This window comes from Streptomyces sp. ITFR-21 (assembly GCF_031844685.1).
Lineage (GTDB): Bacteria > Actinomycetota > Actinomycetes > Streptomycetales > Streptomycetaceae > Actinacidiphila.
In genome coordinates this window covers 1,748,825-1,774,097 of record NZ_CP134605.1, presented here as the reverse complement: position 1 = coordinate 1,774,097, position 25,273 = coordinate 1,748,825, and the positions used below count along the sequence as shown (strand labels likewise).

The window sequence follows — 25,273 nt, the reverse complement described above, 5'->3', positions numbered from 1 at the left end:
GGAGTACCGAGGACGATGAGCGACACCACCCCGGCCGCCGAGACGGCTGCGCCCCACCGCTACACGGCCGCACTGGCCGCCGAGATCGAGGCCCGCTGGCAGGACGAGTGGGACGCCCGCGGCACCTTCGCCGCCCCCAACCCCGGCGGTGAGCTGGACGGCGACCCCGAGCTGGCCGCCCGGCCCAAGAAGTACGTCATGGACATGTTCCCGTACCCCTCGGGCGCCGGACTGCACGTCGGCCACCCGCTCGGCTACATCGCCACCGACGTCTTCGCCCGCTTCCAGCGGATGACCGGCCACAACGTCCTGCACACCCTGGGCTTCGACGCCTTCGGCCTGCCCGCCGAGCAGTACGCCGTCCAGACCGGCACCCACCCGCGGGTCTCCACCGAGGCCAACATCGCCACCATGCGCACCCAGCTGCGCCGACTGGGGCTGGGCCACGACCGCCGCCGCTCCCTCGCCACCATCGACCCCGAGTTCTACCGCTGGACCCAGTGGATCTTCCTGCAGATCTACAACTCCTGGTACGACCCCGAGGCCGGCCGCGCCCGCCCCATCGACGAGCTGGTCCGCCAGTTCCGCAACGGCGAGCGGCCCACCCCCGCGGTCACCTCCCCGAGCGGCGATATTGCGGCGGGCCGCCCCTGGGACGAGCTGACCGGCCCCGAGCAGGCCGACGTGCTCAGCGGCTACCGGCTGGCGTACATCGCCCAGTCGCCGGTCAACTGGTGCCCCGGTCTCGGCACCGTACTGGCCAACGAGGAGGTCACCGCCGACGGCCGCTCCGAGCGCGGGAACTTCCCCGTCTTCAAGGCCAACCTGCGCCAGTGGATGATGCGGATCACCGCGTACGCCGACCGGCTGCTGTCCGACCTGGACGCGCTGGACTGGCCCGAGGCGATCAAGCTCCAACAGCGCAACTGGATCGGCCGCAGCGAAGGCGCCCGGGTCGACTTCGCGGTGGCCGGCGCCGACCACCCGATCACGGTCTTCACCACCCGGCCGGACACCCTGTTCGGCGCCACCTACACGGTGCTGGCCCCCGAGCACGAGCTGGTGGACGCCATCGTGCCCGCCGCCTGGCCCGAGGGCACCCACCAGGTGTGGACCGGCGGCCACACCACCCCCGCCGACGCCGTCGCCGCCTACCGCAAGCAGGCCGCCGCGAAGTCCGACGTGGAGCGGCAGGCCGAGGCCAAGGACAAGACCGGCGTCTTCACCGGTGCCTTCGCCGTCAACCCGGTCAGCGGCGAACCCGTCCCGGTCTTCATCGCCGACTACGTGCTGATGGGCTACGGAACCGGCGCGATCATGGCCGTCCCCGCCCACGACTCCCGCGACTTCGCCTTCGCCCGCGCCTTCGAACTGCCGATGCGCTGCGTGGTCGAGCCGACCGACGGCCGCGGCACCGACACCGCCGCCTGGGACGACGCCTTCGTGTCCTACGACGCGAAGGTCGTCGGCTCGGCGACCGGCGAACTGGACCTGAACGGCCTGGGCGTCGCCGAGGCCAAGGCCGCCGTCACCGACTGGCTGACCGCCCGCGGCATCGGCGAGGGCACCGTCAACTACCGCCTGCGCGACTGGCTGTTCAGCCGCCAGCGGTACTGGGGCGAGCCCTTCCCGATCGTCTACGACGAGGAGGGCACCGCCCACGCCCTGCCCGACTCGATGCTGCCCGTCGAACTGCCCGAGGTCGACGACTACAGCCCCCGTACCTTCGACCCCGACGACGCGGACACCTCCCCGGAGACCCCGCTGTCCCGCAACCAGGAGTGGGTCACCGCGGAGCTGGACCTGGGCGACGGGCCGCGCACGTACCGCCGCGAGACCAACACCATGCCCAACTGGGCCGGCTCCTGCTGGTACCAGCTGCGCTACCTGGACCCGCACAACGACGAGCGGCTGGTCTCCGCGGAGGCCGAGGCGTACTGGATGGGCCCCCGCGAGGGGCAGCCGGCCGGCGGCGTCGACCTGTACGTCGGCGGCGCCGAGCACGCCGTCCTGCACCTGCTGTACGCGCGGTTCTGGCACAAGGTCCTGTACGACCTGGGCCACATCTCGTCCTACGAGCCGTTCCACAAGCTGTACAACCAGGGCATGATCCAGGCGTTCGTCTACCGCGACGCCCGCCAGATCGCCGTACCCGCGGCCGAGGTGGAGGAGCGGGACGGCGCCTTCTTCCACCAGGGCGAGCAGGTCTCACGGCTGCTCGGCAAGATGGGCAAGTCGCTGAAGAACGCCGTCACGCCGGACGAGATCTGCGCGGAGTACGGCGCCGATACGCTGCGGCTGTACGAGATGGCGATGGGCCCGCTGGACGTGTCCAGGCCCTGGGACACCCGGGCGGTCGTCGGCCAGTACCGGCTGCTGCAGCGGCTGTGGCGCAACGTCGTCGACGAGACGACCGGCCGCGTCACCGTCGTGGACACCGAGCCCGACGAGCAGACGCTGCGCGCCCTGCACAAGGCGATCGACGGGGTCGGCGCCGACATGGCCGCGCTGCGCTTCAACACCGCCATCGCCAAGATCACCGAGCTGAACAACCACCTGACCCGCACCGCGGCCGGCGCGGTCCCGCGGGCAGTCGCCGAGCCCCTGGTGCTGCTGATCGCGCCGCTGGCCCCGCACATCGCCGAGGAGCTGTGGACCCGTCTGGGCCACGCCGGCTCCCTGGCGCACACGGACTACCCCGTCGCCGACCCGGCGCTGGTGCAGGACGCGAAGGTGACGTGCGTGGTCCAGGTCAAGGGCAAGGTGAAGGCCCGCCTGGAGGTCGCGCCGACCGTCTCCGACGCCGAACTGGAGGCGCTGGCGCTGGCCGACCCGGCAGTGGTCGCCGCGGTGGACGGGGCGCCGGTGCGGAAGGTGATCGTGCGGGCGCCGAAGCTGGTCAACATCGTGGTGTGAGGGGGCCGGGCGGGGCTGCGCGGGCTTTCCGGGGGCCGGGGCCCGTGCTTTTTCCGGGCGGGCGACGGCTCGGGATCGCGCGCGTCGGGCTCGTCCGGGGTGACCGCTCGCGGGCCGAGGCCGGGGCCGGGCGGGTTCGACCCGGGCCGGCTGGGGCCGACCGCGTCCGACCCGGGCGGTCGGGCTCGGCCGGGGCGGTCGGCGGGGCCGCGGGTCCCTGAGGCCGCGGGCCGGCACCGGTCCGCGGGCCGGCGGGGCGTGCGGCCGTCGCCCCGGGGCAGGTTCGGGGACGGTACGGGTCCTCGGTCCCGCTCCCTCCGGTTACGGTGGGGGGGGCGGCCCACGCGCCGGACCGCCGCCGTGCCCGGACTGGAGGTTGCCCGTGGAGACCATCGGCATCATCGCGCTCGTGCTCCTCGCCGCTTTCCTGGTGTTCGCGGCGCTGTCCGTGGTGGCGACGGTGAAGATTGTCCGTGCGGCACGGCGCCGGATGCGGCGCGGCGGCGCGCAGGCCCGCCGGGTGGTCGAGGACGCCCGGCTCAAGGCCCGCCGCTACACGGTTCCGGGCCCGGCCGGTGAGCTGGCCCGGCTGCGCGTGGAGCTGCGCTCCTCCATCGACAGCACCTTCCGCGCCCTGGACGCCGGCCACGAGGACGACGCCTCCGTCCGTGAGGCCGCCACCCTCTTCGCCCGCCTCAGCGACCACGCCGCCTCCCTCGACGCCGAACTCAAGCTGCTGGAGCAGGAACCCGACCGCTCCCGCGTCGCCCGCCGCCTCCCCGACCTCACCGACCGCGCCCGCCGCATCACCGGTTCCGCCGACGCCCTCCGCTGGGCCGCCCAGGACCGCGCCCGGCGCTTCGCCGACGACGAGCTTTCCTCGCTGACCCGGGAGATCGACCTTGAGGCGGACGCGCTGCGGCACTGGGATCCGGTGGGTCCGGGGGGTCCGGCCGATCCGGCGGTCGGGGGGAGGCCGGCGGCGGGTCCTGGTCTCGGCCGGGGTCCGGGTCCAAGTCATGGCCCTGGTTCTGCCTCGCGACCTGCCTCCGGTCCCGGCTCCGGACCGCTCCCGGGTTCGGGGGCGGGGGCCGGGGCGCCGAAGTGGGGTCCGTCGGCGGAGTGAGCGCCGGTCCCGGGAGCGGGAGCGGGCCGCCCGGCACCGCGGGCCGAGGCGCGCGAGCGCGAACTGTCACCCGGGGGCACAACCCGGGTAACCTCCCGCTCATGTCCCCGCATGTCGCCATCGTCACGGATTCCACGGCCTACCTGGCACCGGAGGCGCTGACCCGGCACGGCATCGCGGTCGTGCCCCTCACCGTGGTCATCGGCGACGAGGCCCTGGAAGAGGGCACCGAGATCTCCGCCCCCGCCGTGGCCCGCGCCCTGCAACGGCGCCACCCGGTCACCACCTCCCGCCCCAGCCCGGCCGAGTTCACCGCCGCCTACGAGACCGCCGCCGCGTCCGGCGCGGCCTCGATCGTCTCCCTCCACCTGTCCGCCGACTTCTCCGGTACGTACGACGCCGCGCTCGTGGCCGCGAAGGAAGCGCCCGTGCCGGTGCGCGTGGTGGACACCGGGATGGTCGCGATGGCGCTCGGCTTCACCGTGCTGGCCGCGGCGCGGGCGGCGGAGGCGGGCGGGACGGCGGACGAGGTGGTCGCAGCCGCGGAGAAGCGGGCGGCGGACACCTTGGCGTACTTCTACGTCGACACGCTCGACTACCTGCGGCGCGGCGGGCGGATCGGCGCGGCCCAGGCGCTCTTCGGGTCGGCGCTGGCCGTGAAGCCGCTGCTGCGGCTGGCCGACGGCCGGATCGAGCTGCTGGAGAAGGTCCGTACGGCGTCGCGGGCGATCACCCGGCTGGAGGAGATCGTGGTCGGGCAGGCGGGCACCCGGCACGTGGACCTCGCGGTCCATCACCTGGCGGCGGGCGAGCGGGCGGCGGTGCTGGCGGACCGGCTGCGGGAACGGGTGCCGGGACTCGGCGAGCTGGTGGTGAGCGAGGTGGGCGCGGTGATCGGGGCGCACGCCGGGCCGGGGCTGCTGGGGGTCGTGGTCTCGCCGCACTGAGAGGGGTGGGCCGTGGGGCCGGGTAGGGCCGCGCCCGGGGGTGCTGCCGCGGGTGGGGGCGGTGCCCCGGCGGTGTGCGGGGGCGGCCGGGGTGCGGGGCCGGGCGGAGGGTGCGGCGCCCGGGGGCCGGGTGCCCGGTGGGGCCGCCGGCCGGGGGCGGGTCACCCACACGGGTGGCCGAGTTATCCACAGGCGGCCGGCTTCCCGGAGCGTTGTCCACAGATCCCGGCGAAGGTCGTTTTCGGCCCCCGGCGGGGTCCAGCATCGAGTGCATGGACTCGATGGACTCGATGGACCCGGTGAACCCGGTGGATCCGGAACTGGACACGGATCCGCGTCCGGACACGGTACGTGCGCCCGGCAAGGCCGAGGCGGCGGCGCGGCTGCGGGCGCGGGCGGGCGCGCTCTTCGGCACGGCGGAGGAGGAGCCACCGACCGGGGTGCCCGGGGTGCGGGCCTTCGCGGGCGGACGCATGGGCCGGCTACGGCAGTGGCTGTTCGTCCGCTGCGGGCTGGAGTTCAGGACGGTGGCCGCCCTGGCGGTGGTCCTCGCCGTGGCGGCCGGGCTCGCCCTCCACCACTACTGGGCAGGGCGCCCGCGGACCGTCCGCGTCCCCCCGCCCGTCGCGATGCCCGTGCCCACCCCGGCGACCCGTCCCGCCCCGCTGTCGAAGCTCACCGTCGACATCGCCGGCAAGGTCGCCCGGCCCGGCTTACGCCGACTCCCCGAAGGCTCCCGTGTGGCCGACGCCCTCACCGCCGCCGGCGGCCCCCTCCCGGGCACCGACACCACCCCCCTCAACCTCGCCCGCCCCCTCACCGACGGCGAACAGGTCCTCGTCGGCGTCACCCCGCCCCCGCCCCCGCCCCCGCTCTCGGTCCCGGCCGCCTCCTCCGCCGGCCCCGCCCCGACCGGCCCCCTCAGCCTCAACTCCGCCACCGCAGCCCAACTCGACGCCCTCCCCGGCGTCGGCCCCGTCCTCGCCCAGCACATCCTCGACTTCCGTACCCGACACGGCGCCTTCACCTCTCCCGGGCAACTCCGCCAGATTCCCGGCATCGGCCCCCGCAAATTCGCCACCCTCCAGCCCCTGGTCCACCCATGACCCCCGACTCCGCCGGCCGCCCCGCCCGGATCGGCAAGGCGCCCTGCGCGGGCCGCGCGAGCGGGAAGGACGCCGGGCGCCACACCCACCCGGCGGCGGAACCGGGCGGGGCGGCGGAGCTGAGGCTGCGGCACGTACCGGGGCGGTCGGCGGGTGGGTCGGTGGTGGGCCCCGTCCCGGGCGCCGCGGATGCTCCCGCCTCGGCGGCGGGCGGGCGGAACGGCGATGTCCCCTGCCGAAGCTGCGTGGGTGGGGAGGACGCCGGTTGCCCTCGCCACTGCGCGGCGGCGGAGGCCGGACCAGAGGCCGGGGCTCGGTGGCGGCAAGCTCAGGGGCGTGCGGAGGGCGGTACGGCCGATGCCGTTGGAGGCGACGGCGCTCCGGAGGGAGGTGGGTCGCAGGGGGCGCGGGGCGCGTCCGATTCTGCCGCGGCGGTGGCTGGCCGGGAGGGTGGGGCCCGGCTGCGCCGAGCGCCGGGGCGGTCGGCGGGCGGGTCGGCGCGGGGCGCGGACGCGGCCGCGGGTGGCGTGGGTGCGGGCGGGGGGCCCGGAAGCGTCGGCGGACCGCAGCGGGCAGCCGTGCATGCTGCCGCCGCCTCACCGTTGGGGGCCTCGAACCCGCGGCAGGAGGGGCCCGTGGACCTGCGGCTGGTCGGGCCGGCGCTGGCCGCGTGGGCGGCAGCGGCGGCGCCGGGGAGATGGGGGCCGGGCTTGGCGGTGGCCGGGGCGGTGGCGGCCGGGGCGGCGCTGTGGCGGAAACCGCGGCTGTGGCCGGCGGTGGTGGCCGCCGTGTTGTGCGGGGCGGTGGCCGCGGGGGTGGCCGGGTTGGCGCGGGCGGAGTTGACGCGGGGCCCGGTGCCGGCGCTGGCCGGGGAGGGGGCCGGCGCCGAGGCGACCGTACGGGTGGACGGGGACCCGTTCACGGCGGGGGCGGGACCGTCGCGGGTCGTCCTGGTGCGGGCCACGGCCGAGCGGGTGGGGGCGACACGGCTGCGTACGCCGGTGATCGTGCTGGCCGGGGGCGCGGCCCGCTCGTCGTGGCTGGGACTGGTGCCGTCCACCAGGGTGACCCTGACCGCCCGGTTCGCCCCGCCGGACGAGCGGGACGACGACATCGCCGCCGTCCTGCGGGCGGTGGGCCCGCCGGGGATCGCCGCGCCGCCGAGCACGGCACAGCGCGTCGCCGCCCATCTCCGCGCCGGCCTGCGGGAGGCCGCCGCCCCGCTGCCGGCCGACGCCCGCCAACTGCTGCCGGGCCTGGTGGTCGGCGACACCTCCGCCGTCGCCACGGACCTGGCGGACGCCTTCCGCGCCACCGACCTGGCGCACCTCACCGCCGTTTCGGGGGCGAACCTGACGCTTCTGCTGGTCCTCCTGATCGGTCCCCCGAACCGGGCCATCAGGGCCGAACGCCGTGGGCTGGCCGCCGCCGTGGGCCTGCCACTGCGCTGGACGGCGTGCGCGGGGGCGGCCGTGACCGTCGGGTTCGCCCTGCTGTGCCGTCCCTCGCCGAGCGTGCTGCGGGCCGCCGCCTGCGGTCTGGTCACTTTGCTGGCCGTCGCCACCGGCCGCCGCAGGTCCCTGCTGCCCGCCCTGGCCGCCGCCGTTCTGCTGCTGGTGCTGTACGAGCCGGCATTGGCGAGGTCCTACGGGTTCACCCTGTCCGTGCTGGCCACCGGCTCCCTGCTGACGCTCGCCCCGAGGTGGAGCGCGGCGCTGCGGGCCCGCGGGGTGCCGGGGCGGTTGGCGGAGGGGCTGGCGGCGGCAGCGGCGGCGCAGGCGGTGTGCGGGCCGGTGATCGTGCTGCTGACGGCCCGGCTGAGCCTGGTCGGGGTGCCCTGCAACCTGCTGGCCGAACCGGCGGTGGGCGCCGCGACGGTCCTCGGGTTCGCCGCGCTGCTCACCGCCCCGGTGGCGGGCGGCGCCGCGCACGTCCTGGCCTGGCTCGCGGGCTGGCCGGCGCAGTGGATCGCGGCGGTGGCCCGCCACGGGGCCGCGCTGCCCGGCGCGGACGTTCCCTGGCCGGGCGGGCGCCCGGGGGCGGCCCTGCTGGCGGTGGCGACGGTCGCGGCGGCGGTGTGCGGCGAGCGGCTGCCGCGCCGCCCCTGGCCGGCCGCGACCTGCGCCCTCCTGCTGCTGCTCGCGCTGCTGCGGCCCGTGCCGCTCCCCCGGTTCGCCGCGCGATGGCCGTCGGGCGACTGGCGGTTCGCGATGTGCGACGTCGGTCAGGGTGATGCGCTGGCCCTGTCGGCGGGTCCGGGCGCCGCGGTGGTGGTGGACGCGGGCCCCGATCCGGCCGCGGTGGACCGCTGCCTGCGCGACCTGCGGGTCACCGTGGTCCCGCTGCTGGTCCTGACCCACTTCCACGCCGACCACGTGGACGGCCTGCCCGGCGTGCTGCACGGCCGCGCGGTGGGCGCGATCGAGACGACCGCGCTCGACGAACCCGCCGGCCAGGCCGCGGAAGTACGGCGGGAAGCGGCGGCGGCCGGCGTACCGCTGGTGCGGGCCGCGGCCGGCGAGCGCCGCGCCCTCGGCTCGCTGGCCTGGCAGGTCCTCTGGCCCCCGGCGGGGGAGCCCCTGGCGCCCGACGACGCCAACGACGCCAGTGTCGCCCTCCTCGTCCGCACCGCCGGGCTGACCCTGCTCCTGATGGGAGACCTCGAACCGGACACCCAGCAGCGCCTGCTGGAAACCGTCCCCGACCTCCCCCGCGTGGACGTGCTGAAGGTCGCCCACCACGGTTCGGCCTACCAGGCCCCGGCCCTGCTGGCCCGCGCCCGTCCCCGCCTCGCCCTGATCAGCGTGGGTACCGGCAACCCCTACGGCCACCCGGCCGCCCGCACCCTCCGTTCCCTGCGCGCCTTGGGCACGACCGTCCTGCGCACCGACCACGACGGCTCCATCACCGTCAGCGCCCCCGGCCCGGCGGGCCTGCGGACAACCCTGTCGGGTCCCGGCGAGCGCGCGCGTCCCCAGGCCGTGGGCCCGCGATGAGCGCCGTCGGGTTCAGCGGCTCCGGGTGCCCGCGCGGGCCGGTGTCTGGCCGGTGCGCCGGGCACGGTTTCGGCCGCGCCGGCCTCCGGTTCGGCGCCGGGCGGGGTCAGGTTTCCAGCCAGCCGTCGTGCGCGGTGGCCAGGGCGTGCAGGGCGGCGGGGTTGAGGCGGGCGGTGGGGTCTTCGACGACCAGCAGCCACTGGGCGTCCTCCGCGTCGTCCTCGCCGGCCAGCGCGTCGCGGAGCAGGAGCGGCTCCTCGGCCAGCGCGAAGCGGTCGGCCAGGAGTTCGGCGACCTCCTCGGCGGTGTCGCGGTCGGGCAGCACCAGGACATGTCGTACGTCGCTCACCACGGCATTGTCCCCGAGCCTCCCCGGCGCCGTGGACCGGGTCCGCCGCCCGGGGCGCCGGGCTGTCGGACCCCCGTGGCATGCTGGGCGTCACATGGCCAGGAAGACCGCTCCAGACGACGTACTCGCTCCGCTCACCCTCGCGGTGGGCCAGGAGGACCTGCTGCTTGACCGCGCGGTGCGGGAGGTGGTGACCGCGGCGCGCGCCGCCGACGCCGACACCGACGTACGCGACCTGGCGTCCGACGCGCTGCAGCCGGGGACGCTGGCGGAGCTGACCAGTCCGTCGCTGTTCTCCGAGCGCAAGGTCATCGTGGTGCGCAACGCGCAGGACCTGTCGGCGGACACGGTCAAGGACGTCAAGGCGTATCTGGCCGCGCCCGCCGAGGAGATCACCCTGGTACTGCTGCACGCCGGGGCGGCCAAGGGCAAGGCACTGCTGGACGCCGCCCGCAAGGCAGGCGCCCGGGAGGTGGCCTGCCCCAAGATGACCAAGCCGGCCGACCGGCTGGCGTTCGTGCGCGGCGAGTTCCGTACCCTGGGCCGGTCCGCGACCCCTGAGGCCCACCAGGCGCTGGTGGACGCCATCGGCAGCGACCTGCGGGAACTGGCCAGTGCCTGCGCTCAGTTGACCGCCGACGTGGACGGCACGATCGACGTGGCGGTGGTCGCCCGCTACTACACCGGCCGGGCCGAGGCCACCGGCTTCGAGGTCGCCGACCTCGCGGTCACCGGCCGTACCGCCGAGGCGCTGGAACGGCTGCGCTGGGCGCTGTCGGTCGGCCAGCCGCTGCCCGGCATCACCTTCGCGCTGGCCTCCGGGGTCCGCGCCATCGGCAAGCTCGCGTCCGCCCCGCGCGGCGCCAATCCCGGCCAGCTCGCCCGCGACCTCGGTATGCCGCCGTGGAAGATCGACCGGGTACGGCAGCAGATCCGCGGCTGGACGGCCGACGGCGTCTCGGTGGCGCTGCGGGCGGTCGCGGAGGCCGACGCGGCGGTCAAGGGCGGCAGCGCGGACCCGGCGTACGCCTTGGAGAAGGCGGTCGTCACCATCGCCCGCGCGTCCCGCGCCCGCGGCTGACCCTCCCGCGATCCCGGCTGACGAACGGCCCGGCCCAGCGGCCGACCGCGCACCTTCGCTCGGCCGCCGCCCCTGCCCGCGTACCGCCCCCGCCCCGCCCCCGCCCGGTCCGGGGGCCCCGCCCGTCACGGCCCCGGACAGCAGACCGCCCGCCGCGGGAGGAGGACCCGGGCGGGCGGTAAGGCGTGGAGCAGGGTACGCAGGACCGCACGGCACCCGGGAAAGGAACGAAGGGGCGCCGTGGGGATCCGCCGGTCACGCCGCAGGCACGTGGCGAACGTCCGCGTGCGGCGCGGTCGGTCCTGGCTGTGCCGGTCCGGGCGGTAGAGGGGCCGCTGATTCCGGTTTCCGGCGGTGCCGAGGGCCGTTCGGGACGGATCCGGTCAGACCTCGAGCGCGGTGACCGACTGGGCCAGCGCCGACTTCTTGTTGGCGGCCTGGTTCTTGTGGATGACACCCTTGCTGACGGCCTTGTCGAGCTTCTTGGCGGCCACCCGGGCGGCCACGGTGGCCTGCTCGGCGTCGCCGGCTGCGATGGCCTCGCGGGTGCGGCGGATCGCGGTCTTCAGCTCGGACTTGACCGCCTTGTTGCGCAGGCGCGCCTTCTCGTTGGTCTTGTTGCGCTTGATCTGGGACTTGATGTTCGCCACGAAAGAGCCTTCTCAGGTTCGTATCCACAAAGCGCCCCGCGGCGGATCCACGGGGGGTGCGGCCTCGGGTGAAGGGCACGAGGCACAGCGGCCCAGGGTACCAGCCGCCCGGCCGCGCTCCCAAACCGTCGCACGGGCCCGGTCATGGGACTATGGGGAAAGCAACGTACCGCGCCTCATGATGTCCTCAAGAGTCTCAAGAAACTGGACCCTGCGTGCCCGCGACCCCTTCCCACGTACCGGAGCCGAGCCGTACCGACCCGGCGCTGCTCCGAAACTTCTGCATCATCGCCCACATCGACCATGGAAAGTCCACGCTGGCCGACCGGATGCTGCAGCTCACCGGCGTCGTCGACGTGCGGCAGATGCGCGCCCAGTACCTGGACCGGATGGACATCGAGCGCGAGCGGGGCATCACCATCAAGTCCCAGGCGGTGCGGCTGCCCTGGGCGCCGACCACCGGCGACGAGGCGGGCCGCACCCACATCCTCAACATGATCGACACCCCCGGCCACGTGGACTTCACCTACGAGGTGTCCCGCTCGCTGGCCGCCTGCGAGGGCACGGTCCTGCTGGTCGACGCGGCCCAGGGCATCGAGGCGCAGACCCTGGCCAACCTCTACCTGGCGATGGAGAACGACCTCACCATCGTCCCGGTGCTGAACAAGATCGACCTGCCGGCCGCGCAGCCGGAGAAGTTCGCCGAGGAACTGGCCAACCTGATCGGCTGCGACCCCTCCGACGTGCTCAGGGTCTCGGCGAAGACCGGCGTCGGCGTCGACGCGCTGCTGGACCGGGTGGTACGGGACGTGCCGGCCCCGGTCGGCGTCGCGGACGCCCCCGCCCGCGCGATGATCTTCGACTCGGTCTACGACTCCTACCGCGGTGTCGTCACCTACGTCCGGGTGATCGACGGGCAGCTCAGCAAGCGCGAGCGGATCCGGATGATGTCCACCGGCGCCACCCACGAGCTGCTGGAGATCGGCACCAACTCCCCGGAGATGCTGTCCGCGGACGGCCTGGGCGTCGGCGAGGTCGGCTACCTGATCACCGGGGTGAAGGACGTACGGCAGTCCAAGGTCGGTGACACCATCACCACCTTGAACCGCGGTGCCACCGAGGCGCTGGGCGGCTACAAGGACCCCAAGCCGATGGTCTTCTCCGGGCTGTACCCGCTGGACGGCTCGGACTACCCGGAGCTGCGCGAGGCGCTGGAGAAGCTCCAGCTCAACGACGCGGCCCTGGTCTACGAGCCGGAGACGTCCGCGGCCCTCGGCTTCGGCTTCCGGGTCGGCTTCCTCGGCCTGCTGCACCTGGACGTGGTCCGGGAGCGGCTGGAGCGCGAGTTCGGCCTGGACCTGATCGCCACCGCGCCCAACGTGGTCTACCGGGTGGTGATGGAGGACGGCAAGGAACACGTCGTCACCAATCCCAGCGAATTCCCCGAGGGCAAGCTGGCCGAGGTCTACGAGCCGGTGGTGCGGGCGACGGTCCTGGCGCCGACCGAGTTCATCGGCGCGATCATGGAGCTGTGCCAGAACCGGCGCGGCACGCTGCTCGGCATGGACTACCTCTCCGAGGACCGGGTGGAGATCCGCTACACCCTGCCGCTCGCCGAGATCGTCTTCGACTTCTTCGACAGCCTCAAGTCCAAGACCCGCGGCTACGCCTCGCTGGACTACGAGCCCACCGGCGAGCAGAGCGCCGACCTGGTCAAGGTCGACATCCTGCTGCACGGCGACAAGGTGGACGCGTTCTCGGCGATCACCCACAAGGACAAGGCGTACGCCTACGGGGTCCGGCTGGTCGCCAAGCTGCGCGAGCTGATCCCGCGGCAGAACTTCGAGGTGCCCATCCAGGCGGCCATCGGCGCCCGGGTGATCGCCCGCGAGACGGTCCGCGCCATCCGCAAGGACGTCCTCGCCAAGTGCTACGGCGGCGACATCTCCCGCAAGCGGAAGCTGCTGGAGAAGCAGAAGGAGGGCAAGAAGCGGATGAAGATGGTCGGTAGCGTGGAGGTGCCGCAGGAGGCCTTCATCGCGGTGCTGTCGAGCGACTCCGACGGCGAGTCCAAGGCCAAGAGGTGACGGGACGCCCTGCTCGGGCGGGCGGGGCGGGTCACGCCCCTTACGTGTCCGGCGTCGGCCCCCTAGTCTGATCCGACCGGTGGTTACCGGTGAGTTAATGAGAAAGCCGCGCGTGCCCCGGAGGTTGTGGTGACCGACACACAGACGTTGCTTGAGAACCGGCCCCCCTCCGTGGCCGGGCTCTTCCTGGACCGCGTGGCGGCGACACCGGACGTGGAGGCGTACCGCTACCCCGTACCGGCCGGTTCGGGCGCCGAGCGCTGGGAGACGCTGAGCTGGAGCGAGGCCGCCACCCGGGTCTACGCCATCGCGGCCGGCCTGATGGACCTGGGCGTCCGGCCCGAGGAGCGGGTGGCGATCGCGGCGGGCACCAGCGTCGACTGGATCCTCGCCGACCTCGGCGTGCTGTGCGCGGGCGCGGCCACCACCACGGTCTACCCCAGCACCAACACCGAGGAGACCGCGTTCATCCTGTCCGACTCCGGCAGCCGGGTGCTGTTCGCCGAGGACGCCGGGCAGCTCGCCAAGGCCCGTGAGCGGCGGACCGGGCTGCCCGAGCTGGCCCACGTGGTGGTCTTCGACCCGGCCGACGCCGCCGACTCCGACGGTGACGGCTGGGTGCTGTCCCTGGCCGACCTGGAAAAGCGCGGTGCCGCCTACCTGGAGCAGCACCCCGCCGCGGTGACCGAGGCGATCGGGGCGATCACCAAGGACCAGCTCGCCACCTTGATCTACACCTCCGGCACCACCGGCCGGCCCAAGGGCGTACGCCTTCCGCACGACGCCTGGTCGTACATGGCCCGCGCCATCCAGGCGATCGAGCTGCTGAACGAGAACGACATCCAGTACCTGTGGCTGCCGCTCGCCCACGTCTTCGGCAAGGTGCTCACCGCAGGCCAGATCTCGATCGGCCACATCATGGTGGTGGACGGCCGGGTCGACAGGATCGTCGAGAACATGCCGGTGGTCCGGCCCACCTACATGGCCGCCGTGCCGCGCATCTTCGAGAAGGTCTACAACGGGGTCGCCGCCAGGGCCCGCGCGGGCGGCGCCGCCAAGTACCGGATTTTCCAGTGGGCCGCCGGGGTCGCCCGCGAGTACGCCAGGACGACGCAGAACTCCATGCGGCTGACCGGCGCGCCGACCGCCCCGCCGGTGCTGCGGGCCAAGCACGCGCTCGCCGACAAGCTCGTCTACGCCAAGATCCGCGAGGCGTTCGGCGGCCGGCTGCGGGCCTGCGTCTCCGGCTCCGCCGCGCTCGCCCCCGAGATCGGCTACTTCTTCGCCGGTGCCGGCGTCCACATCCTGGAGGGCTACGGCCTCACCGAGTCCAGCGCGGCGAGCTTCGTCAACCCCGACGTGTCCTACCGCACCGGCACGGTCGGCAAGGCGCTGCCCGGCCTTGAGGTCCGGATCGCCGAGGACGGCGAGATCATGCTCCGCGGCCCCGGCATCATGCAGGGCTACCACGGCCTGCCCGAGCAGACCGCGCAGGTGCTGGAGCCCGACGGCTGGTTCCACACCGGCGACATCGGCGAGCTGTCGCCCGACGGCTTCCTCAAGATCACCGACCGCAAGAAGGACCTGATCAAGACCTCGGGCGGCAAGTACATCTCGCCGGCCGAGGTGGAGGGCCAGTTCAAGGCGCTGTGCCCGTTCGTCAGCAACGTCCTGGTGGTCGGCGGCGGCCGCAACTTCTGTACGGCGCTGCTCGCGCTGGACGAGCCGACGATCCTCGGCTGGGCGCGGGAGAACGGCCTGGGCGGGCGCCCCTACCCGGAGGTCGTGGCCGCCCCCGAGGTGCGGGCCCTGATGGAGGACTACGTCGGGCGGGTCAACGCGACCCTCCAGCGCTGGCAGCAGATCCGGCAGTTCCGCGTGCTGCCCCGCGACCTGGACGTCGAGCACGGCGACCTGACACCGAGCCTGAAGCTCAAGCGGCCCGTCGTCGAGCGGGAGTTCGCCCCGCTGATCGACGAGATGTACGCGGGCTCGCGGGAGGCGTGAGCCGCCCGCACGGCACTCCCGCGCGGGCGCGCGGGACCCGGGCGGCGGCCCGGGGCGCCGCACAATAGCGGCCCCCGGGCGCCATCGGGGCAAGGTTGGCGGAAATAAGGCCCCTGAGGTGGGAAACCCGGTCACTCTGTGCACCTGCGGGGCTGCCGAGTGTCACGCTGTGCCGTGTGACGCTGATTGCAACCCGAGACCGGGTCGAGGGGAGTGTGCGGCGGGCCAGTGTGCCGGGCGACGAGCTGGCCGCCGGCGCCGCGCGGCGGTTCCTGCGGGCGACGCTCGCCGAATGGGCGGGCCTGGGACCGCCGCAGGACGCCGCGTTCGCCGAGCGCGTGCTGGACGACGCCGCCCTGGTGATCAGCGAACTGGTCACGAACGCCGTGGTGCACGCCGGCACCGCGGTGGACATCCTGTGCCGCCTGGACGCCGAGGTGTGGCCGCCGTCCGGCCTGGTGATCGAGGTCGCCGACCGGCACCCCGGCCGGGTGCTGCGCGGCAGCGCCGAGCAGCACCCGGACGAGCGGGAGGGCGGCCGGGGCCTGCACCTGGTCGCCGCGCTCTCCGACACCTGGGGCGTCACCTACCAGCGGGACCGCAAGACCGTCTGGTGCCGCCTGGACCTGACCGGGGCCGCCGCCGCCTCGGCGGCGGCCGAAGCCGCGGCCCGCTCCGCCACCGGGGCGCCCGCGCCGCACCCGGCCGACGGCGGGGACCGGCGGCCGCTGCTCGCGCCCGTCCCGCCCGAGGAGCGGCCCCGCCGCGCCGACGGGGAGTGGATCAGCCGCGGCAGCCTCACCTTCCTCGCCGAGGCGTCCGACCTGCTGGCCGGGCAGCTGGACGAGGACCACGTGGCCTCCCTGGCCACCCAGCTGCTGGTGCCGCGGCTCGCCGACTGGTGCGCGGTCTGGCTCTACCCGGCCGGTGCCGCGCCCCGGCTGGCCCACGTGTGGCACAGCGTCGAGCAGTGGATCGACCCGCTGCGGGCCCTGCTGGACAAGTCGCCGCCCACCCCGACCCCCCGTCCCGGCGCGCGGTCGCTGCCCTGGCCGGTCATGCCGTGCGCGCCCACCGAGCGCGGCGGGTCGCTGGCCGTGCCGCTGGTCGCCGCCGGCCACTGCCACGGCACCCTGCTGCTCGGCCGCACCGGAGCGCTCGGCATCCCGGCGGAGGCCACCGGCCTGATCGAGGACTTCGCCCGCCGGGTCGCGCTCGCCATGGGCACTGCCCGGCAGTACGCCCGCCAGGCCATGATCAGCACGGTGCTGCAACGCGGCCTGCTGCCGCCCGCCACCGGCCGCATCCCGGGCGTCGAACACGCCGTCGTCTACGAGCCGATGGCCGGCGACTGGGTCGGCGGCGACTTCTACGACCTCTTCCCGACCGGCGACGGCCGCTGGTGCTTCGCGCTCGGCGATGTCTGCGGCAGCGGCCCCGAGGCCGCCTCGCTGACCGGCATCGTCCGCCCGGTGCTGCGGCTGCTGGCCCGCGAGGGCTACGGCGTCTCCGACGTCCTCGACCGCCTCAACAAGGCGCTCGCCGACGAGGCCGCCGCCGCGCTGATCGGCGAAACCGCCGCGTGGGAGGGCGGCCAGGCCCGCTTCCTGTCGCTGCTCTACGGCGAGATCACGCCGTACGCGCCCGGTCGCGGCGCCCGCTGCACCCTCGCCTCGGCCGGCCACCCGCTGCCACTGGTCCTCGGCCCGGACGGCCGGGTACGGCCCGCCGCCACCCCGCAGATGCTGCTGGGCATCTCCGACGACGCCCGCTACGACAGCGAGTCCTTCCTGCTGGCCCCCGGCGACACCCTGCTCTGCGTCACCGACGGGGTGACCGAACGCCGCCGCGGCCGGCGCCAGTTCGACGACGACGACGGCCTCGCGGCGGCGCTGAGCGGCTGCGTGACCCTCGGCGCGGCCGGCGTCGCCGAAAGGATCCGCCGGGCCGTCCACGACTACGACGCGGCGCCCCCGGCCGACGACCTGGCGCTGCTGGTCCTCCAGGCGCGGTAGCCCTCCGGGCGGGACCGGGACCGGGACCGGGGACGCGAGCGCGCGGGCTCGGCCCTGGCCCCCGGCCCCGGCCCCGAACGGTAGGGTCTGCCGCCTGCCGCCTGCCGCCTGCCGCCTGCCGCCTGCCGCCTGCCGCCTGCCGCCTGCCGCCTGCCGCCTGCCGCCTGCCGCCTGCCGCCTGCCGCCTGCCGCCTGCCGCCGGTGGCCGGTGGCCTGGGCGGCGGTCGTGGCGGTGGCGGGGGCCTCGCCCATTCCTGCCGCCGGCGGGCTCGCGGCCCCGCCCGCCGACGGGGGCGGTGGCGGGGGCAGGCCGCGGGCGAGGGCCGCCCGGCCGGATCCGGCCGACGCGGCGGGTCGCGCCAGGCGGACCGTGGCGGGCGGGTCGCGCCAGGCGGACCGTGGCGGGCGGACCGCTTCGGCACGGGGCGCCTCGGCCGTAACGGATACTGGGAGGATGCCTTCCGTACTCCCCGACGGTGAACCCCTACCCGCTGACGGCGCGCTGCCGGCGCACGCCCTGGAGGGGGCCGCCGGACGGCCGCTCGGCTTCTATCTGCACGTCCCGTACTGCGCGAGCCGCTGCGGGTACTGCGACTTCAACACCTATACCGCGAGCGAGCTGCGCGGGTCCGGCGGCGCGCTGGCGTCGCGGGACAACTACGCCGACGCGCTGATCGACGAGATCCGGCTGGCCCGCAAGGTGCTCGGGGACGACCCGCGCCCGGTGGAGACGGTGTTCGTCGGCGGCGGGACGCCCACGCTGCTGGCCGCCGGCGACCTGGTACGGGCGCTGGGCGCGATCCGCGAGGAGTTCGGGCTGGCACCGGGCGCCGAGGTCACCACGGAGGCCAATCCGGAGTCCGTGGACCCCGGATACCTCGCCGAGCTGCGGGCAGGGGGCTTCAACCGGCTCTCCTTCGGCATGCAGAGCGCCCGGGAGCACGTGCTGCGGGTCCTGGACCGCACCCACACGCCGGGCCGCCCCGAGGCATGCGTCGCCGAGGCCCGCGCGGCCGGCTTCGAGCACGTCAACCTCGATCTGATCTACGGCACCCCGGGGGAGTCCGACGACGACTGGCGCGCCTCCCTGGACGCGGCGATCGGGGCCGGACCCGACCACGTCTCCGCGTACGCGCTGATCGTGGAGGAGGGTACGCAGCTGGCCCGGCGGATCCGGCGCGGCGAGGTGCCGATGACCGACGACGACGTGCACGCGGACCGCTACCTGATCGCCGACGAGCGGCTGGCCGCGGCCGGCTTCTCCTGGTACGAGGTCTCCAACTGGGCCACGTCCCCGGCCGGCCGCTGCACCCACAACGAGCTGTACTGGACCGGCGCGGACTGGTGGGGCGCCGGGCCCGGCGCGCACAGCCACGTAGGCGGCGTCCGCTGGTGGAACGCCAAGCACCCGGGTGCCTACGCCCAGGCGCTCGCCGAAGGCCGCACCCCGGGCGCCGGGCGCGAGGTCCTAGGCGCCGAGGACCGCCGGATCGAACGCGTCCTGCTCGAACTGCGCCTGTCGGCCGGCTGCCCGCTGGAGCTGCTCGCCCCGGACGGCGCCCGCGCCGCCGCCCGTGCGGTGGAGGGCGGCCTCCTGGAGCCCGGTCCTTACGCCGAGGGCCGCGCGGTCCTCACTCTGCGGGGCCGCCTGCTGGCCGACGCGGTGGTACGCGACCTGGTCGACTAGGGCCGCCCGGCCCCGTGCCGTGACCCGCGCTTCCCGACCGGACCTGTCCGGACACCCGCACCGACCCCGACCCCGGCCCGGCGCCTGGCGCGCCGGACGGCTTCGCGCGGCGCGTGGTGGCCGCGCCGCCGGTGGTCACCCTCGGGCCCGGCGCGGCCTGCGACGGCGCCGCCCGCGGCGCCACCGGCTACGCCCGGCAGTAGCGGGCGGTCAGCCCGCTGTCACGAAGTCGATGAGCTCCTCCACCCGGCCCAGCAGCTCCGGCCGGAGGTCCCGGTACGAGGTGACCGACGCCAGGATGCGCTGCCACGCCTCCCCGGTGGTCAGGTCGGTCCAGCCCAGGGCCCGGCAGACGCCGGTCTTCCAGTCCTCCCCGCGGGGCACCCGCGGCCACCCGGGGATGCCGACCGAGGACGGTTTCACGGCCTCCCAGACGTCGATGAAGGGATGCCCGACCACCAGCACGTCGGGGCCGGCCGCCGAGGCGGCGATGCGGGACTCCTTGGAACCGGGCACGAGGTGGTCCACCAGGACGCCCAGCCGGGCCGACGGGGTGGGGGCGAAGGCGGAGACGACGGCGGGCAGGTCGTCCACGCCCTCCAGGAACTCCACCACGACGCCTTCGACGCGCAGGTCGTGGCCCCAGACGCGTTCGACCAGCTCGGCGTCGTGGCGGCCCTCGACGTAGATGCGGCCGGCCCGCGCGACGCGGGCCTGGGCGCCGGGCACCGCGACGGAGCCGGAGGCGGACAGCAGGCGGCCGCGGGGGGCGGCGGCCCGGGGGCGTACCAGGGCCACCGGCCTGCCGTCGATCAGGAAGGCGCCCGGGGTCATCGGGAAGACCCGGTGCCGGCCGAAACGGTCCTCCAGGGTGACGGTGAGGCCCTCCGCGGTCTTCTCCACCCGGACCACCGCCCCGCAGAAGCCGGTGCCCGCCTCCTCGACCACCAGCTCGGACTCGGCGGCCACCTCGGGCAAGGGCGCGGGCCGCTTCCAGGGAGGGGTCAGATCGCCGTCGTAACTCCTGCTGCGCATGGGGGAGATCGTAGGACGTGGCGGGCGCGTCGCGCCGGTGCGCGCCACACCGGGTCCGTCGCGCCGGGTCCGCTACGCCCGCGCCGGGCCGGCGAAGCGTTCGGCGAGCGCGTCCCGCTGGGCGCGCAGGAAGCGGGCGTCCACCACCGCGCCGTGCCCGGGTACGTACCGGCCGGTCTCGCCGCCCAGCGCCAGCAGCGCGTCGACCGTGGCCGCCCAGGCGCCCGGTACCGCGTCCTGCCCGGCCTGCGGCTCCCCCGACTCCTCCACCAGGTCGCCGCAGAAGACCACCGTCGGGTCGCTCGCGGTGGCGCCCGGCACCACCACCGCCAGGTCGTGCCCGGTGTGGCCGGCGCCCGGGTGGACCAGCCGCACCGGACGGTCGCCGAGATCCAGCCCCAGCCCGCCGCGCACCGGCCGGTCCGGGAGCACCAGGGCCCGCGCCGCCGCCTCGGCCGCCGCGGGGTCGGTGCCGTGCTCCACCGCGTCCGCCCGCAGCGCATCCCGCTCCCGGCGCAGATAGCCGTCCAGCGACGCCTCCCCGTACACCTCGGCGGCCGGGAAGGCGGGCGTGCCGAAGACGTGGTCGAAGTGCCCGTGGGTGAGTACGACGTGGGTGACCCCGCGCCCGGTCAGCGCCGCCACCTGCCGCCGCAGCTCCTCACCCGCCGCCAGCGTGGACCCGGTGTCGACCAGCAGCACCCCGTCCGCGCCCACGACCAGGCCGACCGTCACGTCGAGGCGGGGCAGCCGCCGGCGGGCCACCCCGGGAGCCAGCTGCTCCCAGCCGGAGCCGCCGGCGCCCGGCTCCCGCGCGCTCTCCACAGGTTCCACGGGACGACGCTATCGCCGCGACCCCGGGTACGCGCGCTCCGGCCCCGCCCCGTCGCGGCCCCCGCGCCCCCCTCCGCGACGAGCGCACCCCTCGCGCAACCGGCGTCCCGGCCGTCACCGAAAAGCCGCGAACCGGCCCCCGGGCCCGGCGGCGCGAAGAGGTTCCGGCACGATCACGAGCCGGTCTTGCCGTGCCCTTGCCGCCTCGCCGTACACTTACTGCGGGAAAGCTGGCACTCAGAACGGAGGAGTGCCAGGCCAGACGGCTGATGCCCTACGGCTGGAGGTGCGCGATGCTGAGCGAACGCCGACTCGAAGTGCTGCGTGCCATCGTCCACGACTACGTCGGCACCGAGGAGCCGGTCGGGTCCAAGGCACTCACCGAGCGCCACCAGCTCGGTGTCTCGCCCGCCACCGTACGCAACGACATGGCCGTGCTGGAGGAGGAGGGCTACATCGCCCAGCCGCACACCAGCGCCGGCCGGATCCCCACCGACAAGGGCTACCGGCTGTTCGTCGACAAGCTCGCCGGCGTCAAGCCGCTGTCGGGCGCCGAGCGCCGCGCGATCCATAACTTCCTGGGCGGCGCCGTCGACCTCGACGACGTGGTGGCCAGGACGGTACGGCTGCTGGCGCAGCTCACCCGGCAGGTCGCGGTCGTGCAGTACCCGTCGCTGGTCCGCTCCTCGGTCCGGCACGTGGAACTGCTGTCACTGGCCGCCGCCCGCCTCATGCTGGTCCTGATCACCGACACCGGACGGGTCGAGCAGCGGCTCATCGACTGCGCCGCCCCGGTCGGCGAGACCGTACTGGCCGATCTGCGGGCCCGGCTCAACAGCCGGGTCGTCGGCCGCCGGTTCGCCGACGTCCCGCCGCTGGTACAGGACCTGCCGGAGAGCTTCGACCCCGACGACCGGCCCGCGGTCGCCGGAGTGCTGGCCACCCTCCTCGAAACGCTCGTGGAGGACAAGGAAGAGCGCATCATGCTCGGCGGCGCGGCGAACCTCACCCGGTTCAACCACGACTTCCCGCTGACGATCCGACCCGTCCTCGAAGCACTTGAGGAGCAGATGGTGCTGCTGAAACTGCTCGGTGAGACCGCGGACGCGACCATGACGGTCCGGATCGGGCACGAGAACTTTCACGAGGGCCTCAATTCCACCTCCGTGGTGGCGGTCGGCTACGGTTCGGGCGACGAGGCAGTCGCCAAACTCGGCGTGGTCGGACCGACCCGCATGGACTACCCCGGAACGATGGGAGCGGTACGCGCAGTGGCACGTTACGTCGGACAGATCCTGGCGGAGTCGTAAGTGGCCACGGACTACTACGCCGTACTCGGCGTGCGCCGCGACGCAGGACCTGACGAGATCAAGAAGGCATTCCGCCGGCTCGCCCGCGAACTGCACCCGGACGTGAATCCGGACCCCAAGACCCAGGAGCGGTTCAAGGAGATCAACGCCGCTTACGAGGTGCTCTCCGACCCGCAGAAGAAGCAGGTCTACGACCTCGGCGGCGACCCGCTGTCCGCCTCGGGCGGTGGCGGCGGCGCCGGGGGCTTCGGAGCCGGCTTCGGCAACTTCAGCGACATCATGGACGCCTTCTTCGGGCAGTCGCAGCAGCGCGGCCCGCGCTCGCGCACCCGGCGCGGGCAGGACGCCATGATCCGGCTGGAGATCGAGCTGGACGAGGCCGCGTTCGGCACCACCAAGGACATCCAGGTGGACACCGCGGTCACCTGCGGCACCTGCAACGGCGAGGGCGCCGCTCCCGGCACGTCCGCGCAGACCTGCGACATGTGCCGCGGGCGGGGCGAGGTGTCCCAGGTCACCCGGTCCTTCCTCGGCCAGGTGATGACCTCGCGGCCGTGCCCGCAGTGCCAGGGCTTCGGCACCGTGGTGCCCACCCCGTGCCCGGAGTGCGCCGGCGACGGCCGGGTCCGCTCCCGCCGCACGCTGACCGTGAAGATCCCCGCGGGTGTCGACAACGGCACCCGGATCCAGCTGGCCGGCGAGGGCGAGGTCGGCCCCGGCGGCGGCCCGGCCGGCGACCTCTACGTGGAGATCCGCGAGGTTCCGCACGCGGTCTTCCAGCGCCGCGGCGACGACCTGCACTGCACGGTGACCCTGCCGATGACGGCCGCCGCGCTCGGCACCAAGTGCCCGCTGGAGACGCTGGACGGCCTGGAGGAGATCGACATCAGGCCCGGCACCCAGTCGGGCCAGTCGATCCCGCTGCACCAGCGCGGCATCACCCACCTGCGGGGCGGCGGCCGGGGCGACCTCGTGGTCCACGTCGAGGTGATCACCCCGCACAAGCTCGACGCCGACCAGGAGGACCTGCTGCGGCGGCTGGCGAAGCTGCGCGGGGAGGAGCGGCCCCTCGGGCAGTTCGCCCCGGGCCAGCAGGGCCTGTTCTCACGGCTCAAGGACGCGTTCAACGGGCGGTAGCGGCGCCGCCGGCGGCAGGCCCCGGGCCTGCCGCCCGCGGGCGCCGGCGCGGCCGGCGGCACGGGTCCGGTGGCGCCCGTACCGGCGCCGCCCCGGCGCGGGACGGGGGCGCGCGCATGGCACGATGTGGCCATGTCCGCGTTGACAGACCTCTCCTCCTTTTCTGCGTACCCGATCGTCCAGGCCCCCATGGCGGGCGGCGCCTCCAACCCGCAGCTGGCCGCGGCCGTCGGCGCGGCCGGCGGGCTCGGCTTCCTCGCCGCCGGGTACAAGACGTCCGAGGCGATGTACGAGGAGATCCGGCAGCTGCGCGACCTCACCTCGCACCCCTTCGGGGTGAACCTCTTCATGCCGCAGCCCGGCACCGTCGACCCGTCCGCCGTCGCGGTCTACGCCGAGCAGCTGGCAGGCGAGGCCGCCTGGTACGCCACCGAGCTCGGCGACCCCGACATCGGCACCGACGACGCGTACGACTCCAAGGTCGCGGTGCTGCTGGAGGACCCGGTGCCGATGGTCAGCTTCACCTTCGGCTGCCCGGAGCGGTCGGTCTGCGAGGCGTTCGCCAAGGCCGGTACGTACACGGTGGTCACCGTCACCTCGCCCGCCGAGGCGCTCGCCGCCCAGCGGGCCGGCGCCGACGCGGTCTGCGTCCAGGGGGTGGAGGCCGGCGGCCACCAGGGCACCCACCGCGACGACCCGCAGCTCGACGGCGCCGGCATCGGCCTGCTCTCACTGATCCCGCAGGTCCGCGAGGCCGTGCAGCTCCCGATGATCGCCGCCGGCGGCCTGATGCGCGGCAGCCAGATCGCCGCGGTCCTCACCGCGGGGGCGGACGCCGCCGCGCTCGGCACCGCCTTCCTGGTCTGTCCGGAGTCCGGCGCCAGCGTCGTGCACAAGCGGGCCGTCACCGACCCCGTCTTCGCCAGGACCGAACTGACCCGCGCGTTCTCCGGCCGCCCCGCCCGCGGCCTGTTCAACCGCTTCATGCGCGAGCACGGCCGCTACACCCCGCCCGGGTACCCGCAGATACACCACCTCACCAGTCCGCTGCGCCGGGCCGCCGCCGCGGCCGGCGACCCCCAGGGCATGGCGCTGTGGGCGGGGCAGGGCCACCGGCTGGCCCGTGAGCTGTCCGCGGGCGCCCTCGTCGAGACCCTCGTCGCCGAACTCCGGGCCGCCCGGGAGGAGGCCCGCGCATGACCGCCCCGGTCTTCCTGGTGGACCCCGTCCTGCTGGACGGCTCCCCGTCCCGGATCACCCTCGACGGCCCGGAGGGGCGGCACGCGGTGTCGGTGCGCCGCCTGCAGCCGGGCGAGGAGCTCGTCCTCACCGACGGCTCCGGGCGGGGCGCCCACGGGGTGGTCTCCGGCGTCGTCGGCAAGGACGTCCTCAACGTCGAGGTGCGCGCGGTGCGCGACGAGCCCGCGCCCTCCCCCCGGATCACCGTCGTCCAGGCGCTCCCCAAGGGCGACCGCGGCGAGCTCGCCGTGGAGACGATGACGGAGGCGGGCGTCGACGCGGTCGTCCCGTGGGCCGCGGCCCGCTGCGTCACGCAGTGGCGCGGCGACCGCGGCGCCAAGTCCCTCGCCAAGTGGCGGGCCACGGCCCGCGAGGCGGCCAAGCAGTCCCGCCGGCTGCGCTTCCCCGAAGTCACCGATCCCATGACGACCCGGCAGCTCGCCGCTCTGCTCGGCGCCGCCGACTTCGCCGCCGTGCTCCACGAGGAGGGTTCCGCCCCGCTGGCAACCGCCCCGCTGCCCGCCGCCGGGTCCTTCGTCCTGGTCGTCGGCCCCGAGGGCGGCGTCTCCCCGGAGGAGCTGGCCGCCTTCGCGGCGGTCGGCGCCCACCCCCACCGGCTGGGCCCCACCGTCCTGCGCACCTCCACGGCGGGCGTCGCCGCGCTGTCCGCCCTGCTGACCCGCACCGGCCGCTGGGGCTAGGGTCCGTCGGGTGGATCTCCGCGGCGGCGCGGGTCCCGGCCCGCACACCT

At 75.1% G+C, this 25,273-nt stretch carries 18 protein-coding genes; 14 read left to right on the top strand and 4 right to left on the bottom strand.

What is annotated here, in order from left to right; translation table 11 throughout:
* Nucleotides 1-15 precede the first annotated feature (15 nt).
* The 5 genes from leuS (at nucleotide 16) to RLT57_RS07855 (ending at nucleotide 9,091) form a co-directional block, all read left to right on the top strand.
* Complete coding sequence (gene leuS, locus RLT57_RS07875) at nucleotides 16-2,916, top strand: leucine--tRNA ligase (protein ID WP_311296648.1); 2,901 nt, start codon at nucleotides 16-18, stop codon at nucleotides 2,914-2,916.
* A gap of 382 nt (nucleotides 2,917-3,298) precedes the next feature.
* Nucleotides 3,299-4,042: a hypothetical protein gene (locus RLT57_RS07870; RefSeq protein ID WP_311296647.1), complete on the top strand. Its 744-nt coding sequence runs from the start codon at nucleotides 3,299-3,301 to the stop codon at nucleotides 4,040-4,042.
* 101 nt (nucleotides 4,043-4,143) lie between these two features.
* On the top strand, nucleotides 4,144-4,989 hold the full coding sequence (locus RLT57_RS07865) for a DegV family protein (RefSeq protein ID WP_311296646.1): 846 nt from the start codon (nucleotides 4,144-4,146) through the stop codon (nucleotides 4,987-4,989).
* Between the two features lie 272 nt (nucleotides 4,990-5,261).
* Nucleotides 5,262-6,095 carry a ComEA family DNA-binding protein gene (locus RLT57_RS07860; RefSeq protein ID WP_311296645.1) on the top strand — a complete coding sequence of 278 codons (834 nt, stop codon included), beginning with the start codon at nucleotides 5,262-5,264 and terminating at the stop codon, nucleotides 6,093-6,095.
* A gap of 635 nt (nucleotides 6,096-6,730) precedes the next feature.
* Entirely contained in the window at nucleotides 6,731-9,091 is a 2,361-nt protein-coding gene (locus RLT57_RS07855) for a ComEC/Rec2 family competence protein (RefSeq protein ID WP_311296644.1), read from the top strand.
* A gap of 106 nt (nucleotides 9,092-9,197) precedes the next feature.
* On the opposite strand, the gene RLT57_RS07850 is transcribed toward RLT57_RS07855, so the two are convergent.
* The gene (locus tag RLT57_RS07850) at nucleotides 9,198-9,440 is read right to left on the bottom strand and encodes a hypothetical protein (protein WP_311296643.1); all 243 of its coding nucleotides are present in this window, start codon (nucleotides 9,438-9,440) and stop codon (nucleotides 9,198-9,200) included.
* 94 nt (nucleotides 9,441-9,534) lie between these two features.
* Here RLT57_RS07850 and holA point away from each other — a divergent pair, with 94 nt between their 5' ends.
* The gene (gene holA, locus RLT57_RS07845) at nucleotides 9,535-10,521 is read left to right on the top strand and encodes a DNA polymerase III subunit delta (protein WP_311296642.1); all 987 of its coding nucleotides are present in this window, start codon (nucleotides 9,535-9,537) and stop codon (nucleotides 10,519-10,521) included.
* Between the two features lie 383 nt (nucleotides 10,522-10,904).
* Here the strand turns inward: holA and rpsT are convergent, their stop codons facing one another.
* Nucleotides 10,905-11,171, bottom strand: a complete 267-nt coding sequence (gene rpsT / locus RLT57_RS07840) for a 30S ribosomal protein S20 (RefSeq protein ID WP_311296641.1) — start codon at nucleotides 11,169-11,171, stop codon at nucleotides 10,905-10,907.
* 215 nt (nucleotides 11,172-11,386) lie between these two features.
* Between rpsT and lepA the strand changes: the two genes are divergently transcribed.
* From lepA to hemW, 4 genes are all read left to right on the top strand, one after another.
* A complete protein-coding gene (lepA, locus tag RLT57_RS07835; protein WP_311296640.1) occupies nucleotides 11,387-13,258 on the top strand; it encodes a translation elongation factor 4 in 1,872 nt (623 codons plus the stop codon).
* Nucleotides 13,259-13,387: 129 nt separating this feature from the next.
* A complete protein-coding gene (locus tag RLT57_RS07830) occupies nucleotides 13,388-15,265 on the top strand; it encodes an AMP-dependent synthetase/ligase (RefSeq protein WP_311296639.1) in 1,878 nt (625 codons plus the stop codon).
* A 176-nt stretch (nucleotides 15,266-15,441) separates the two neighbouring features.
* Nucleotides 15,442-17,280, top strand: coding sequence for a SpoIIE family protein phosphatase (locus RLT57_RS07825; protein ID WP_311296638.1), 1,839 nt, complete (start codon nucleotides 15,442-15,444; stop codon nucleotides 17,278-17,280).
* A gap of 454 nt (nucleotides 17,281-17,734) precedes the next feature.
* Nucleotides 17,735-18,967 carry a radical SAM family heme chaperone HemW gene (hemW, locus tag RLT57_RS07820; RefSeq protein ID WP_311296637.1) on the top strand — a complete coding sequence of 411 codons (1,233 nt, stop codon included), beginning with the start codon at nucleotides 17,735-17,737 and terminating at the stop codon, nucleotides 18,965-18,967.
* Nucleotides 18,968-19,177: 210 nt separating this feature from the next.
* Here hemW and RLT57_RS07815 read toward each other — a convergent pair whose 3' ends face one another.
* On the bottom strand, nucleotides 19,178-20,002 hold the full coding sequence (locus RLT57_RS07815) for a DUF3097 domain-containing protein (RefSeq protein ID WP_311296636.1): 825 nt from the start codon (nucleotides 20,000-20,002) through the stop codon (nucleotides 19,178-19,180).
* 72 nt (nucleotides 20,003-20,074) lie between these two features.
* On the bottom strand, nucleotides 20,075-20,836 hold the full coding sequence (locus RLT57_RS07810; RefSeq protein ID WP_311296635.1) for an MBL fold metallo-hydrolase: 762 nt from the start codon (nucleotides 20,834-20,836) through the stop codon (nucleotides 20,075-20,077).
* A 293-nt stretch (nucleotides 20,837-21,129) separates the two neighbouring features.
* Here RLT57_RS07810 and hrcA point away from each other — a divergent pair, with 293 nt between their 5' ends.
* The 4 genes from hrcA (at nucleotide 21,130) to RLT57_RS07790 (ending at nucleotide 25,223) form a co-directional block, all read left to right on the top strand.
* Nucleotides 21,130-22,146, top strand: coding sequence for a heat-inducible transcriptional repressor HrcA (hrcA, locus tag RLT57_RS07805; protein ID WP_311296634.1), 1,017 nt, complete (start codon nucleotides 21,130-21,132; stop codon nucleotides 22,144-22,146).
* Nucleotides 22,147-23,283, top strand: a complete 1,137-nt coding sequence (gene dnaJ / locus RLT57_RS07800) for a molecular chaperone DnaJ (RefSeq protein WP_311296633.1) — start codon at nucleotides 22,147-22,149, stop codon at nucleotides 23,281-23,283.
* A 132-nt stretch (nucleotides 23,284-23,415) separates the two neighbouring features.
* Complete coding sequence (locus RLT57_RS07795) at nucleotides 23,416-24,483, top strand: nitronate monooxygenase (RefSeq protein WP_311296632.1); 1,068 nt, start codon at nucleotides 23,416-23,418, stop codon at nucleotides 24,481-24,483.
* Nucleotides 24,480-25,223, top strand: coding sequence for a 16S rRNA (uracil(1498)-N(3))-methyltransferase (locus RLT57_RS07790; protein ID WP_311296631.1), 744 nt, complete (start codon nucleotides 24,480-24,482; stop codon nucleotides 25,221-25,223). Before RLT57_RS07795 ends, RLT57_RS07790 begins: the two co-directional genes overlap by 4 nt.
* Nucleotides 25,224-25,273: the final 50 nt, after the last annotated feature.